Below are 15345 nucleotides of genomic sequence, written 5' to 3'. Positions count from 1 at the left end.
GCTATCGGGTTAACCGTATAGCTCTCTTTTTCTTGTTTATCATGGTAAACTAGACCCAAAAGGTAAGAGAGAGGGATACGATGGATTGGCTAATAAAAACATTTGATGACTTATCTACGAATGAATTATATGAGGTGTTGAAGCTTAGGGTTGATGTCTTCGTCGTTGAACAGGACTGTCCCTATCATGAGTTGGACGGGAAGGATCAGGCTGCGTACCATTTGCTCGGATATGAGGGGGACAAGCTCGTTGCTTACAGCCGTGTCTTCCCAGCGGGAGTAGTAGGGGATCATGCTTCGATTGGACGTGTCATTGTGCATCAAGGAGCTCGGAAAAAGGGGTATGGTCAACTCCTAATGAAAGAAGCCATTAGTTTTGCTGAGAAACGATTAAACATTGATACGATATTGATCCACGCACAGTGCTATTTAGAACAGTTCTATGAATCATTTGGATTCAATAAGGTTTCAGATCCTTATGATTTAGACGGTATTTTGCATATTGATATGATCCGTTTAAAAGGGGAGGAAGATGTCAATTGAGCAAGCAAGTGGTTTACGCAACTCATTTGCGTGATGTGGCAAACTCAAGCAGACTTCAAAGGGCTTATGAGATTCAAAAAGAAGAGAATAAACCAGCTTTTTATTTATTGCCCTCTTTCTCTTGGCTAAAACAAGCCCGCCAAAAACAACCGGGTCTGCTCATTAGTACCTTCGATGATCTGGCAACTTATATTTTAGATAAAGCAGAATTGAATTATCTTTCTATTTCGGAACAAGAGCGTTCTCTGTTCTTTCAACAGTTTATTAGAGAGGCACACAAGGCTCTTGCTAATGACGAGATTGATATAGCTAAGGCGAATGGCTATGCTGACACTTATGGACAAATTAAACGACTTGGCTTATCGATTGAGGACCTACCGGTATCTTTACATTCTCTATCTTCTTTATTTAGTCAATATGAAGAAAAGGTAGTAGACGAAAGGCGATTGTTAGATCCTGAGAACAGAATTTTAGCAGCAATTAATCATTTAACTAATCACTCAAATGATAGTAATCTTTCTATCATTATGGTAGATGGTTTTTTTGATTTCAGTCCCTTGCAAGCTCTTCTCATTGAGGCTTTGAAGAAGGCGAATGTCAAGATAGAAATCTTTCTACCGCATCATGAACGATTCGATATTACTGCTCGCACCGTTAGTGAACTAAAGGAGATTGGCTTTGTTGAGCAACTAGGTACCCCTCATACCCATTTGCAGGCTTCTGAGCTGAAATTAATCTCAGCAACGACAATGGAGGAACAGTGGAAAGGGATTATGGAAGAGATTCATTTAAGTCAGGAAGCTTACGAGGAGATTGGGATTTTATTAGTAGATGAACGCACCGCATTAGCTGAGCTTGAACGTTATACGACGATGTATCACATTCCAGTAAATATAGCTCAAAAACGACCGGTGGCTTCGACTGCGATATACTCGTTTTTACTCTCAATCATTAAAGGTAATGATCGGTCAAAAACAAAATGGGAACAGTTGCCCTTAGTTGAGCAAATTCTCAAGCTATATCATATTAGTGGACTAACATTTGCGAAACAAAAGCAATTATTCCTACAAAGTCGAGAGTGGCTTGATCAAGAGCATGAGTCGCTATTTAGAATGATTACTGAGCTGCGTTTACCGAAGCAGGCTTCCTTTGTCGAGTATTTATCAAGATTAGCGAAAATAATGAATGAGTTACCTTTACTTGCTTATTGGGAAAAACAATTCAGTAACGATCAACCGGCTTCGACTCTTAAAGGAATGGTAGATGAATACAAAGCTTTTGAACTGATTAGAGAGCGGATCGAGTCCTATCAAGCGTTGCTTGTTGAAAAAAGACTTGAACATCTGCTTATTACTCCAGATTTGTTTATTGAATGGCTACGAGAGCAAGGTGATTCATTAACGCTTTTCAGTAAAAGAGCAGTGAAGAAAGGTGTCTCGATTCATAGCTTTCGTGATATCAGCTTATTTAAAGGAAAGAAACTTTTTGTCGTTGGAATGAATGAGGGTGCCTTTCCTGCCCCTCATCATTTGAGTGGGTACGTTCAAGAGAGAGATTTAGTCCAGCTACCAGTTCGTTTTAGTGCACCGACTCAACTACATTTTCAAGAGAAACAGCTCGCACATTTTGAGCAATTGTTCTATGTGTCGGAAGTTATTCTCTTTACCTATGTTAAGGGTGTTGACACGAACCATCCGTATTTACCTTCGCCCATTTTAACCGAGTTGGATCTAGTTGAAGAGGAGTGGTCTTGGAAAAAGCGTCTCTCAAACGGATTTAGCTTTAGTGAACAAAATCATTTGGAGAAGCTAGCGTATTTCCTTGGAGAGGGTTTTCAATCAGAAGGCATACCTCAATCGCTACAGGTCATAAAAGACCGTCAACGGCGAATAGAGGGAGCGGAGGAGCATTTGTCGGTAGCCCATCAAGAAAAGCAACGGAAGCAGGTTGTTTCAGTAACCGAGCTAGAAAGCTATGCACGTTGTCCGTTTCGTTACGCAATGGAACGAGCATTAGAAGTTAATGAACCGAATCAAGAGCAGGAGTCAGTGTCTCCGCTTGAAATTGGTCAAGTAATCCACTCACTTATTGAAGAACTCTATCATGAATTTAACTTAATTGGCCGACCGTTTGGATCAGTAGAGAAGTCGGTGCTTGAACAGGTTCCTTCTAGGCTATTAGCAATGTTTGAACAAAAGTGGGACTATGTCGAAAGTCAGAGCCCGGAAATTTCTAAATTTGATTTGCTGTTAATGAAACAACAATGGCAAAGGAGACTTGAGCAGTGGTGGCAAGCAGAGAAGAAGCATTTTTGGGACAATGAAGAACTCGCAACTATGGAGATTATGGCCTTTGAAAAACCTGTACGATTAGAACTGGAAATCTCGGACGAAGAATCGTTAATTTTAGTTGGGAAGGTTGATCGTGTTGATCGACAAGGGAATCGTTTTGTTATTTACGATTATAAAACGGGATTTGCTCAAATCAAGATGGAAGAGGTTAAGTCTGGATTAAAGCTACAATTGCCTCTATATGCTTATGCTATTCGTGAGGAGTTAGAGCGATTGGAGAATCAAACAATGATTGCAGATGGTGCTTCATATATCTCATTAAAAAAAGAGCCAGCGAAAAGAGCGGGTAATGGAATATGGCGTTCGGAGCATGTAGGGAAAGACTCTAAGTACCAAGTATCATCTCGGTGCCGCAATCAAGAAGATGAGCTAGGAACAAATGAGTTTCTTGAAAAATATGAGCTTGTTGAACGAATCAAAGAGCTTTGGCAAGGGTTGCAATCTGCTTATCATGTTGCTCCTGAAGAATGCTCTAATTTCTGTCAGTATCACTCAATCTGTCGAGCAACCGCTGAGCAAAGAAATTTATAAAGGGAAGGGGGGAATGAACGTGGATTTTAATCAGCCACAGCAACAAGCCATTACAAGTGACAAGAAGCTTATCCTAGTTTCTGCAGGTGCTGGTTCCGGAAAAACAAGAGTTTTAACTGAACGTTTTATTCATTTATGTGAGCTACATTTTGTAGATAAGGAACATCCAGCTGGTGCAACAGTTGAGGAAATGGTTGCCATAACGTTTACTGAAAAGGCAGCTCGTGAGATGAAGGATCGGATCCGTAAGCGAATTATTGAGAAGGTGGAAGAAGCGGGTAGTGAACAAGAACGTTTCTATTGGATCCAGCAAAAAGAATCAATGGAACGGGCACTCATTTCAACCTTTCATAGCTTCTGTCAACGATTGCTATCACAACACGCTCTGAAAGCCGACTTGCCTCCAAGAACAAGAATTATTGATCAAGTAGAAGCCAAATCAAAGAAGAAAGAATTGATCAATGCCATTCTTGAGGAGAGAGCATTTAATTTACATGCAGTTTCCTTTCTACAGATGATGAGTAAAAATCAGTTAATTGAAACAATTGAACAAGTTCATGATGATGTAAGAGAGTTTGTTGTAGGAGAGGATGCCATCACATCACTTGAGGCAAAGAGGATGCTTGAGAAGCAATGTGAAGGTAAAAGAGAGGAACAACGTAAAGCAACAGCCAACTTCCACAAAGAGGCTTTGCGATGTATACACAATTTCCCACCTTTAAGTGAAGTAACTGCTGCTCAAAAAAAACATCTTGAACGAATTTCTGCGGCATTTCAAAACCTGGAGCTACAAGATGATACTGCAACGTACATGGAGCTACTACATGATGTAATGCCCTCAAAGACGAGCAAGGCATGGCAGGAAAAAGCCCCTGCATTATTTGAATTATTTGAGGAGTACTGGAAGCCGTTAAAAGAAAAATGGAAACAGATCGGTGGGACCCCTGTTATTGATAGTGAAGTGCAGACGTATACTGAAAGCTTTATTATCTTGTTAAAAGAATTCTATAGCCGGTATTCATTAGAGAAGAAGAAAGCTGGTTTGCTAGACTTTACAGATCTGCAGCAAAAAGCAGTTACACTTCTTGCAGATCCAGTCATTAAAAATGCCTGTCAACAACAGTTTCGTCATATCATGGTTGATGAATTTCAAGACACAAACCGCTTACAATTAGAAATGCTAGAGAGAATGGAACCTGCTTATCAATTTATTGTTGGTGATCAAAAACAATCCATCTATCGCTTCAGAGGGGCGAATGTCCGTTTAATGAACGAGCGTGAGGAACTAGCCACACGTCTTTCTGATGCAGAGGTTATTCATATGAATACAAACTATAGAACAACAGCTCCAGTGATTCATGCAGTTAATGATTTGTTTGAGAAGATTATGGCCAGCGAGCGAAAGGAATCCTATGAAACGGTCTATGCACCGTTAGATCCCGCTCGTAGTGGTCAAACGGATAACGAACAAAGAGTGGAATTACTCGTTTTGCCAAAAGATGAAGAGCGAGAAGAAACCCAATACGATATTCTGACAAACCGGATGCTCGAAATGATGACAGAGAAATCACCCTCCGTTTTCAATGGAGATTGGAGATCACCTAAATGGGGAGATATGGTGGTGCTAATCCCAACGCGAACCAATCTATTGTTACTGGAGCGTTCCCTCCTAAAAAAGAATATTCCATACGTGATTAGTGGAGGGATAGGTTTTTATGGTCGTCAAGAAATCATTGATTTTATCACGTTGCTCCGTTGGTTAAACCGGCCATTCGAAGAACTTTATTTATTAGCTGTGCTCAGAAGTCCCTTGTGTGGGTTAACACTTGATGATTTTTATACACTGAAGGAATCTATTCAGGAAAATCAGTCGCTATTTGAACTGGTTTATGAGCATGAGAACAGTATAGAGTTACCTAATCAAATCAAGGAAGCCTGCGTGCTTATTCAGTCATGGCTAAATCGCTGGACACCTTTTGTCCTTCACCAATCAATTGAGCATAAATTATATGAATTGTTTATCGAAACAGGACTGAGAGCTTCTTTACTGTTGCAATCAAATGGCTTACAAAAAGTAAAGAATGTCGAAAAATTAATCGAGTTGATTACAGCTAGTCACGAAACAGACTTGGAAACAATTGTTGCTGAATTAGAGGAACGAATTGTTCTAAGTGAAAAAGAAGGTGACTCAGAGGTTGAAAGAGTGAATGGTGATGTTGTTCAAATTATGACTGTGCATGCATCAAAAGGTTTAGAATTTCCTATTGTGTTCTTGCCTCAGATTGAGCGTCAAACACGTGCTGATCAGGGGAGTGTTCGTTTTCATCCTACATATGGACTAGTTCTCCAGTTAAAACAGGACGAGTTGGAGTTAGATCAAAAGGAAACGGTTTACGAGTCTCCTGGCTTTGCTCTAGTGAAGGATGTTTCAGATGCAGAAGCCCGCGAAGAATCAAAACGTTTATTCTATGTAGCAATGACAAGAGCGCGTGATTATTTATATATGATAGGTGAGGAATCTACTTCTGCGAATACGTGGCTTCAGATGACAGAGCAGGCACTAGAAGAAGGTGATCTCTCAAAGCGGATGCTTATTTCAGAAATAACCGAACAGAAAGAACCATTGATTCAAGAAGCACCAAAATTAAAGGAAATAGAGCAATTGAAACCAGAGCCAGTCACGATTCCTTTTACTGTTTCAGAAATCGTTTCTTTTATTCACGACCCAGTCGATTATTATTATCGATTTGTCATTGGGGTTCCCTATTCAATTAAAGAAAAAAGCAAGACCATAATTAACGTAGCGAACGAAGGAAATAAGATAGACCCATCGATTCTTGGGACTCTCGTTCACCGAGCTTGTGAGCTAAGAGATTTGGGTCTGTCGATCGAAAATGCGATTGAAGAAACATTAGAAGAAGCAGACATTCAGAGCCTCACTAGCTATAAGGAAGAAATGTTGCTTTTAATGAAAAACTATACTGACGTTCAAAGAAAGGCTTTAGGTAGACCTGTTGCCAATGAATGGTCATTTGTTACAATGCTTGAAGGGGCAGAAATCATTGGGGAAATTGATAAGGTAGTTGAGAAGGATGGACAATTACATATCATAGATTTTAAAACCAATCGGATTCATGACTCTGGTGCTGAGTTAGTTGACCATTATAAAGCACAGCTCTATCTCTATAAACTGGCCTATGAGCAGGAAACAGGACAACTGATTACCTCGATTTCTCTATATGTTTTGAGAGATCTAGAACATCCTTTGCATACGATCACAATTACTGAAAAGGATGAACAGAGGATCTTAGATGCTTTTAGACAATTAGTCAAACTGCGTCAATCCAATAATGGGAAAGAGGCCTATATATCAGCCAGATCAAAGGAATAAAAGACAAAACAAAACTGAGTAGTTCTTAAAGATCTACTCAGTTTTATTTTAAACGATTCTTTTACGAATGGATGCGGATAAGAAATCAATTAACGTAACGACAACAATGATAACTAACAAGATCATCCCCATTTGCTCCCAGTTTCGATTCATTTGAGCAAATTGAATCATTGTACCGATACCACCAGCTCCAACAATACCTAAGATTGTTGATGCACGAACATCAATTTCAAATCTGAAAATAGCGTATGAGAGGAATTCCGGTATAATCTGTGGAATAATCCCATGAAACAAAATTTGTATTTTGTTGGCTCCACTTGCTTCCATTGCTTCGATAAATTTCATATCCATTGATTCAAGTACTTCAGAATAAAGCTTACCTAACATCCCCGTTGAACCAATTGCAATTGCCAGTACCCCAGCAAAAGGATTTGGCCCAACTGCAACAACAAACATAATGGCTAAGATTAAATCAGGGAATGCTCGAATTCCGCTAAGAATCCATTTTCCGATTGTTGTAACTACATTGCTTTTCACCATATTCTGTGCCGCAAGAAAACCTAAAGGAACGGCGATAATTGCTGCCATAAGTGATCCTGCAAAGGCAATATAGAGTGTTTCAACCATTGCCTCTCCAACTTTTCCTATTGAAGACCAATCAGGACTAAACAGCTTAGGAATAACACGATGAAAGTTACTAATCATTCTTTCATAGGCCCTAACCCAATCAACGTCAATACTGACAAACGTCCAAATATAAATTACTAAGAGAACGGCTAGAAAGATCCATTTCTTGATAATGCTAAAAGGTGAACGCTTTTCTTTTGGAGGTAATACGAGACTCATTAGACGATCGCCTCCCTAATCTTTGTTGAAATGTATTCAATGATGACTACAACAGCAAAGATAACGATAATGATCATCATTGCGTTAGGATAGTTGTAGAACTTCAATTGTTGACTTAGAACGAGACCAATACCACCGGCACCAACTAGTCCAAGAACGACAGAGGCACGAATATTTATTTCAAATACATATAGCACAAATGAAGTGAATTGTGGAAGCACTTGTGGAATAAGAGCAAATGAAATTTTTTGAAATACGTTTGCACCAGAAGCACTCATTGCCTCCATTTGATCCATATCGACTGATTCAATCGTTTCACTAATCAGCTTAGCAAGAATACCTAGTGAAAAGATAACTAATGCGATAATACCCGGAAACACACCGATACCGAACAATCCGACAAAAATTACAGCTAAAACAAGATCAGGGATCGTTCTTAAAATGTTTAAGAAAGTTCGAACAGTGGTATATAATACTTTGTTACGTGTCACATTTTGAGCGGCTAATAAGCTTAACGGAATACATATGATTGTCGAAATAGTCGTTGCAATGATTGCCATCTGCAGCGTTTCTGCTAATGGTCCTGTTGGATTAAGAATAGGGCCTATTATCTCAAAATTTGGTGGAAAAAATTTCACAAATACTTGTGCCATATTTGGAATACCTTCAGCTAGTTCTCCAATCGTTGCATCGGTTTTAATCGTACTAAGCAAGAAAAACCCTAAAACAATAGCAAAAATAGCTGTCAGTTTTGCTTTCGTTTTTGCTGGTAGGATTGCTGGGGCTTGAGTGGCTAATTTCTTACCATTTGTCACTCTGCATCCCCCTTACTACGTAAATCATCTTCACGTATCGTGCGGCCATAAATTTCTTCAAATGTTTGTTCTGATACTTCTGAGACAGGTCCGTCAAACACAACTTCTCCTGCTCTCATCCCGATAATTCGGTCTGCATACTCCATAGCCATATCGATAAAATGAAGATTGACAATTGTTGTAATGTTATCTTCTTGATTAATTTTCTTTAGGTATTTCATAACTTGATGAGAAGTAGGGGGATCAAGAGATGCTACCGGCTCATCAGCAAGTATATATTTAGGCTGTTGTGTCAGAACACGGGCAATACTAACACGTTGTTGTTGACCACCACTTAGCTCGTCTGCTCTGTTATACAGCTTTTCTTCAATATTGACACGCTTTAGACTTTCATAAGCTAAAGCAAGATCTTCCTTTTTAAATAAATTAAAGATTGATCGCAACGTTCCTGTATAGCCAAGTCTTCCAGCTAATACGTTTTTGATGACATTTGAGCGCCTAACAAGGTTATAATTTTGGAAAATCATTCCGATTTTTGTACGAAGCTTTCTTAAATCATTCCCTTTAAATTTCAGGATATCTTGTCCATCTACTAGTAGTTCACCTTCAGTAGGTGTAACAAGACGATTAATACTACGAATAAAGGTAGACTTACCGGCACCAGATAACCCAACGATAACAATAAATTCACCTTCATTAATTTTCACATTTACATTTTTTAGCCCTTTTGTTCCATTTGGATACTCTAGGGAGACATTTTTGAATTCAATCACTTGAAAACCTCCTACATTCGGTGTCGAACAAAAAAGGGGAGCTATGACTCCCCTTTAAGTTACAAACTTATAAAGTTGATCAATTGTTGTTTTAGAATGAGATAGAATCCTTGAACTTAGCATACGTATCTTTAACTATTTGATACTCGTCATCTGAAGCCTCAGTAATTCCATCCCAGCTATAAACCTCGTTCATAATTTTAATCATTTCTTCATCGTCATTAAACGAAAGAAAAGCCTCTTTGATTTGTGTAACTAATTCGTCATCAAGTTCAGCAGTTACAGAGATTGTATCATTTGGTATATCTTTAGTTGTGCCTATAACTTTTGTTTTTTCCATAATGTCTGGATATTCTTCTACTAATTGAGTACGCACATCATCGAAAGTTGTTGCAACATCTGCATCTCCTTCATAGACAGCGACAGCAGCCGTATCATGGCCACCTACTTGCATACCTTGTGCAAAGAATTCGTTTTGAAGTGCTTCAGGAGAAGCAATATCAAATTGATCCATTAACTCTGATGCTGGGAATAAGAAACCAGAAGTTGATGTTGCATCAGCAAAAGCCCAAACCTTGCCTTCTAGGTCTTCTAAAGATTCAATTCCAGAGTCTGCACTTACAATGTATTGAGCTTTGTATGTCCCACTACCATGACGTACTGATTTTAGAATAACTTCAGCATCGTATTGTTCGTTTGCTAGGACATAACCAAATGCTGGAATAAAGCCGACTTGAACTTCGTTAGCACCCATTGCTTCAATTAGAGCATTATAATCAGTCATTACACGGCCTTCAACTTCAAGACCTAACTCTTCACCAAGACGATTAGCTAGTGGTTCGACAGTATCAGCAATTGTATCTGAATCCTGTGATGGTACAAACCCCATAATAAGCTTATCAACCGACTCTCCAGCGGCTTCATCTTCAGCTGGTGCTTCTGTATCTTCCTCAGCAGGTGTTTCAGTAGCAGGTGTTTCTTCATCTTCAGCACCACAAGCTGCTAGTGCAAAAGCAAGAACAAGAACTAAAAGCAATGATAAAAACTTTTTCAAACCGTTCAACCCCTCTTTGTTATGTAGTATTTTGTCGTACATTGTGATTATGCATTATTGTTGATCCTAAATCAACAGACATCTGACAACCTTCACAATATATTAAAATTACATTAATCTTCTTTACAATTCAACACGTTTGATATATTTTCCGACATCTTTCTTTTCATGTAGAATGTTTTTTTTTATGTTAATATATAGAAATTAGGCTTGTATAATTGGAAGGAGAATGGAAATGAGCAATGAGATAGAGCTTGTTATTTTTGATTTAGATGGAACATTATATGAAGGAACAGATCATTTTGACTACTATGCTGAGCAACTTAAACAGCATGTCGACTCTAGTCTGAAGGAAAAGTTCACTAGTGACTATGAACGTATGAAAACGGGAAATCACCCGGTTACAATCGGGAAGGCTTATGATTCAAAAAGAGATTTAGTTTTAACAATTGATCCAATGACTATAATGGTTTCAGCTGCAAGTGACTGGGATGGGAACTTGCTCTCACAAGACGAAGTAGCAGAATATTATTCAGATGTGCTTCAATTTGATTTTGAAGAGATGATTGCAATTGGAGATGGATGGTGGCTTCCGTTTGTAACGGCCAAGCATTTTGGTGTAGAGGATTGTTATCCAAGCTACTTGGCTACAAAGGAATATATGGTAACAGATCAATTTACATTAGAGAAACTAGAAGGATTACGAGAGAACTTAATTGAATTAAAGAAAGAGAAAAACATTGTGCTAATGACCAATAGCGATAGTGAGGATGTTGGTCGTCTTTTAAAGGAATTAGCATTAGACGGTGTATTTGATCATATTATTACATCGGCTAAAAAACCTTCTCGAACGACACCGATTTTTGAAGAACTACTTAAACTGTATGAAATTAAACCAGAACAAGCTCTATCAGTTGGTGATAATTTTATAAATGAAATTGCTCCAGCCCTTTTACTAGGAATGCAAGCGAAGTATATTACTCCTCATTCCTTTACGGTGGAGCATAAAAATCTAGAAGTCATTCCTTCTGTTACTGCTATGTTTATCAACTAACATATAACGCTTAAACGCATCTTTGTTTCAAGTTTTGACTAGTGATTAGGAATGATGAACTAAGGATGTGAAGGAAGCAATGGATCAATCAGAAATTGAAAAAAATAAACTTCGAAAGAGTGAACAAGAATATCGTTCACTCTTTCGTTATCATTCCGATGCTATTTTTGTTTTCGAGGGGTCTGGTCAATGCCTGCGAGTCAACCCTTCGGCAGTAAAAATAACTGGATACTCTGAAGAACAATTACGAGAAATGGAGCTTCTAGAGCTTTTTTATCCTAAGGACCATGATCGAGTTAAGTGGTATATGGCAGAAGCATTAAAAGGTCATTCTCTCACGTTTGAAGTCGAGATTAAGTCGCAGCTACAGCATAGTAAGCTGATCGTCCAATTTACGCTTGCTCCAATTGAAGTGGACCAAAAGGCTAATGGAGTGATGGGTATCGTTCGAGAGCTGGCCGCGAATAGTCAGACAAATCTCATTAACATGTCAGATATAGATGAATTAACAGGATTACCTAATCGCCGTTTTTTCATGCGGTGGTTAGAGCGAATGATCCTATTGTCAAAAGAGAACGATGAAAGAGGCGCCATATTATTTATTGACTTAGATCGGTTCAAGCAAGCCAATGATTCGCTCGGTCGTACGGTTGGTGATCAAACTCTAAAAGAGATTAGCAGACGTCTAGTCTCTTTAATAAATGGACACGATCTTGTTGCTAGAGTTGGAGGCAATGAATTCATAGTTGGAATGACGAATGTGTCTAGCGACAGCCAGGTGAGCTCAATGGCTGAGAAATGCCTCTCCAAAATTAAATCCCCTTTTCTAATTGATGGTTATGAATTTATGATTACTGGTTGTATTGGTATCTCCCTTTTTCCATCACATGCGAATAATGCAGAAACCCTCGTCAAAACGGCTAACCTAGCATTAGATAGAGCCAAGGGTAGAGGGAGCAATGCGGTTGAATATTACAAAAGTAATATGATTCATTATTTTCATGAGCATTTCCAAGTTGAAAATGATTTGCGTCGAGCAATTAAAAATGGTGAATTTTCTCTTGCTTTTCAACCACAGTTATCGCTAATAACAAATCAAATTTGCGGGGAAGAGGTACTTGTCAGATGGCATCATCCAGACAATGGCACGATTCCACCGGACAAATTCATTATGATTGCAGAAGAAACAGGCTTAATTGTTGATATTGGGGAATGGGTCTTGCGTGAAGCTTGTATTCAAAAAAAGCAGTGGATCGAAAAAGGTCTGCCGACAACCCCAATTTCTGTTAATTTATCGTTACGTCAATTTCTGCAACATAATATTGTAGAAGTCATTTCTTCAATTCTTGAAGAAACACAGCTTCATCCTTCTTTATTGAAAATAGAGGTAACTGAAAGTGTTTCTATTAATGTTACGCGTACTCTTGAAGTTCTTAAACAACTGATTTCCATAGGAGTTAAAATTAGCCTAGATGACTTTGGCACTGGTTATAGTTCTCTTCAATACATAAGTCAATTTCCTGTTCATGAGCTCAAAATTGACCAATCTTTTGTGAAAAATATTGGAAATAGGCAAAATAGTGAAGGAATTATTTCCCTCATCATTAGGCTTGCTCATGTTATGGATCTAACCGTTATTGCTGAAGGTGTAGAGACTGACGAACAGCGTACCTACCTTGAAAATCAAGGCTGTGATAAGGTACAAGGCTTTCTTTATTCTAAACCATTAATAAGTACAGAATATGAGCAATTCCTTAAACAAATTAATATTCAATAAAACTATTTCAGAATTACTACTAAGAATCTGCATTTTTTGACGAAAAATGTGCTATTATGAAAAAAAAGCTCCGTTTGTCGTTTGCAAATTAAGTAAACTCAGCGGTTATTTCATACATCGAGGTGATAATCTTGGTTAATTCAGAGTATTTAGATGTCTTTTTGGACGAAAGTCAAGAGCATCTACAAGCCGTTAACGACAATTTACTAAAATTGGAGCAAGCCCCTGGAGACTTGTCTATTGTTGGAGAAATTTTCCGTTCTGCTCATACGTTAAAAGGCATGGCTGCAACAATGGGATTTGAGGATCTTGCTCATTTAACTCATAATATGGAAAATGTACTTGATTTAATTCGTAATTCAAAGCTAGAAGCAACATCAACTGTATTGGATGTTGTATTCTCTGCCGTAGATGATCTAGAAGCAATGGTAAATCATATAGCTGAGGGTGGAGACGGGAAACGAGATGTTTCAACTGTTGTTAAACAATTAGAACAGATTGAAAAAGGCGAATCTCCTGTTACAACAGATCAAATTACCGAGAGTAGTGAGTCTGCTCCTCCAGTTCAGGTTCTTTCTAACGAGAGTTATGATGAATATGAACGGACGATACTTGACCAATCGGCTGAACAAGGTTTTGAAGCATTTCAGATTGAAGTGACATTAGACGAACGTGCAATGTTAAAAGCTGCTCGTGTGTTCATGGTCTTCGATGTTGTTGAACAAGTTGGTGAAGTGATTAAATCAACTCCTCCTGCAGAAGAACTTGAAGAAGAAAAGTTTGATCAAAGCTTTTTAATTACAATTGTTTCAAAGACTAGCGGCGAAGAAATCCAGCAGCGAATCCTTAAAGTGTCTGAGGTTACAAATGTTGATGTAAAGAAACTGGATTTAATGAATATTTCAGCACCATCAAAGGAACAGAATGAGGAGAACAATTCTTCATCTGAAGAAGCCAATATCGCAACTTCAAATTCAAAGCAACCAGTTGCCTCTAAAAAACAAGAAGAAGGAAATACTCCCGCGAAAAAGGCAGAAGGTAATAAAACAATTCGTGTAAACATTGAAAGACTAGATGTGTTAATGAATTTATTTGAAGAGCTTGTTATTGACAGAGGACGTCTTGAACAGATTGCTAGTGAGCTTCGTAATAATGAGCTAAATGAAACAGTTGAACGTATGTCTAGAATTTCAGGAGATTTACAGGAAATTATTTTAAATATGAGAATGATGCCTGTTGAGCAGGTATTCAATCGCTTCCCTCGAATGGTTCGTAGTCTTTCCAAAGATCTAAAGAAGCAAGTGAATTTACAAATTATTGGTGCTGAAACGGAGCTTGATCGTACGATTATCGATGAGATCGGTGATCCACTTGTGCATCTTCTGCGTAATTCAATTGATCACGGCATTGAAACACCTGCTGTTCGTGTGGCAAATGGTAAGCCAGAGGAAGGTACTGTTGTTCTAAAAGCATACCATTCTGGTAATAATGTTTTCATTGAAATTGAAGATGATGGTGCTGGAATTGACCGTGAGAAAGTACTGAATAAAGCATTGTCAAATGGTGTTGTAACTGAGGAAGATGCCGAGAAGATGACAGATCAGCAAGTATTTGGATTACTATTCTCATCTGGATTTAGTACAGCTGAGAAGATCACTGATGTTTCTGGTAGAGGTGTTGGTTTAGACGTTGTCAGAAATACATTTGAATCTTTAGGTGGCGTCGTTACAGTTAACTCTGTCTTAGGAAAAGGATCGGTTTTCTCAATTCAGTTACCTTTAACATTGTCAATTATTGATGTCATGCTTGTTGAAGTGAGAGATGAAAAATACGCGATTCCATTATCGTCAATTGTTGAGACCGCAATTATTAGCAAGAGTGATATTTACAGTGCTCACGGACAAAAAGTCATTGATTTTAGAGGGAAGGTTGTACCTCTTGTTTATTTAAAAGAAGTATTCCAAGTACCTGGTGATGTTATTGATGAAGAGCTTTTCTCACTTGTTATTGTGCATAAGGGAGACAAGGTTGCTGGATTAGTGGTTGATTCCTTAATTGGACAGCATGATATTGTTCTTAAGTCACTTGGAAACTATTTGAAGGATATTTTCGCTATTTCTGGAGCGACTATCCTCGGTAATGGTCAAGTTGCTCTTATTGTTGATACAAATGCACTCATTAAGTAATTCATTTAGAAGGGAGGCCTCTTAC

General features: G+C 38.4%; 10 protein-coding genes. 6 read left to right on the top strand and 4 right to left on the bottom strand.

Annotated features, from left to right (window positions below; genetic code table 11):
• Positions 1–80 precede the first annotated feature (80 nt).
• From J7W16_RS00620 to J7W16_RS00610, 3 genes are read left to right on the top strand one after another with little or no spacing between them, the layout of a single operon-like run.
• Positions 81–542: a GNAT family N-acetyltransferase gene (locus J7W16_RS00620; RefSeq protein WP_210594998.1), complete on the top strand. Its 462-nt coding sequence runs from the start codon at positions 81–83 to the stop codon at positions 540–542.
• The gene (locus J7W16_RS00615; RefSeq protein ID WP_210594997.1) at positions 539–3424 is read left to right on the top strand and encodes a PD-(D/E)XK nuclease family protein; all 2886 of its coding nucleotides are present in this window, start codon (positions 539–541) and stop codon (positions 3422–3424) included. Before J7W16_RS00620 ends, J7W16_RS00615 begins: the two co-directional genes overlap by 4 nt.
• A 19-nt stretch (positions 3425–3443) precedes the next feature.
• Positions 3444–6815, top strand: a complete 3372-nt coding sequence (locus tag J7W16_RS00610) for a UvrD-helicase domain-containing protein (protein ID WP_210594996.1) — start codon at positions 3444–3446, stop codon at positions 6813–6815.
• A gap of 48 nt (positions 6816–6863) precedes the next feature.
• On the opposite strand, the gene phnE (J7W16_RS00605) is transcribed toward J7W16_RS00610, so the two are convergent.
• From phnE (J7W16_RS00605) to J7W16_RS00590, 4 genes are all read right to left on the bottom strand, one after another.
• Positions 6864–7661: a phosphonate ABC transporter, permease protein PhnE gene (gene phnE / locus J7W16_RS00605; RefSeq protein ID WP_210594995.1), complete on the bottom strand. Its 798-nt coding sequence runs from the start codon at positions 7659–7661 to the stop codon at positions 6864–6866.
• Complete coding sequence (gene phnE / locus J7W16_RS00600; protein ID WP_210594994.1) at positions 7661–8476, bottom strand: phosphonate ABC transporter, permease protein PhnE; 816 nt, start codon at positions 8474–8476, stop codon at positions 7661–7663. Before phnE (J7W16_RS00600) ends, phnE (J7W16_RS00605) begins: the two co-directional genes overlap by 1 nt.
• Entirely contained in the window at positions 8473–9249 is a 777-nt protein-coding gene (gene phnC, locus J7W16_RS00595) for a phosphonate ABC transporter ATP-binding protein (RefSeq protein WP_210594993.1), read from the bottom strand. The genes phnE (J7W16_RS00600) and phnC overlap by 4 nt, the downstream gene beginning before the upstream one ends.
• Positions 9250–9340: 91 nt before the next feature.
• Positions 9341–10303 (bottom strand): phosphate/phosphite/phosphonate ABC transporter substrate-binding protein, encoded by a 963-nt coding sequence (locus J7W16_RS00590; RefSeq protein ID WP_210594992.1) that lies wholly within the window; start codon positions 10301–10303, stop codon positions 9341–9343.
• Between the two features lie 235 nt (positions 10304–10538).
• Here J7W16_RS00590 and J7W16_RS00585 point away from each other — a divergent pair, with 235 nt between their 5' ends.
• From J7W16_RS00585 to J7W16_RS00575, 3 genes are all read left to right on the top strand, one after another.
• The gene (locus J7W16_RS00585; RefSeq protein WP_210594991.1) at positions 10539–11357 is read left to right on the top strand and encodes an HAD family hydrolase; all 819 of its coding nucleotides are present in this window, start codon (positions 10539–10541) and stop codon (positions 11355–11357) included.
• Positions 11358–11436: 79 nt separating this feature from the next.
• On the top strand, positions 11437–13134 hold the full coding sequence (locus J7W16_RS00580) for a sensor domain-containing protein (RefSeq protein WP_210594990.1): 1698 nt from the start codon (positions 11437–11439) through the stop codon (positions 13132–13134).
• A 131-nt stretch (positions 13135–13265) separates the two neighbouring features.
• Complete coding sequence (locus J7W16_RS00575) at positions 13266–15320, top strand: chemotaxis protein CheA (protein WP_210594989.1); 2055 nt, start codon at positions 13266–13268, stop codon at positions 15318–15320.
• Positions 15321–15345: the final 25 nt, after the last annotated feature.

Source organism: Halalkalibacter suaedae (genome assembly GCF_017939705.1).
Taxonomy (GTDB): domain Bacteria; phylum Bacillota; class Bacilli; order Bacillales; family Bacillaceae_D; genus Halalkalibacter; species Halalkalibacter suaedae.
This window is presented reverse-complemented; position numbering and strand designations above follow the sequence as displayed.

Bases quoted from the DNA above. Each gene is read 5' to 3' on its own strand.
- phnE (WP_210594995.1), bottom strand. From the start codon at position 7,661: ATGAGTCTCGTATTACCTCCAAAAGAAAAGCGTTCACCTTTTAGCATT.
- J7W16_RS00580 (WP_210594990.1), top strand. From the start codon at position 11,437: ATGGATCAATCAGAAATTGAAAAAAATAAACTTCGAAAGAGTGAACAA.
- J7W16_RS00620 (WP_210594998.1), top strand. From the start codon at position 81: ATGGATTGGCTAATAAAAACATTTGATGACTTATCTACGAATGAATTA.
- J7W16_RS00585 (WP_210594991.1), top strand. From the start codon at position 10,539: ATGAGCAATGAGATAGAGCTTGTTATTTTTGATTTAGATGGAACATTA.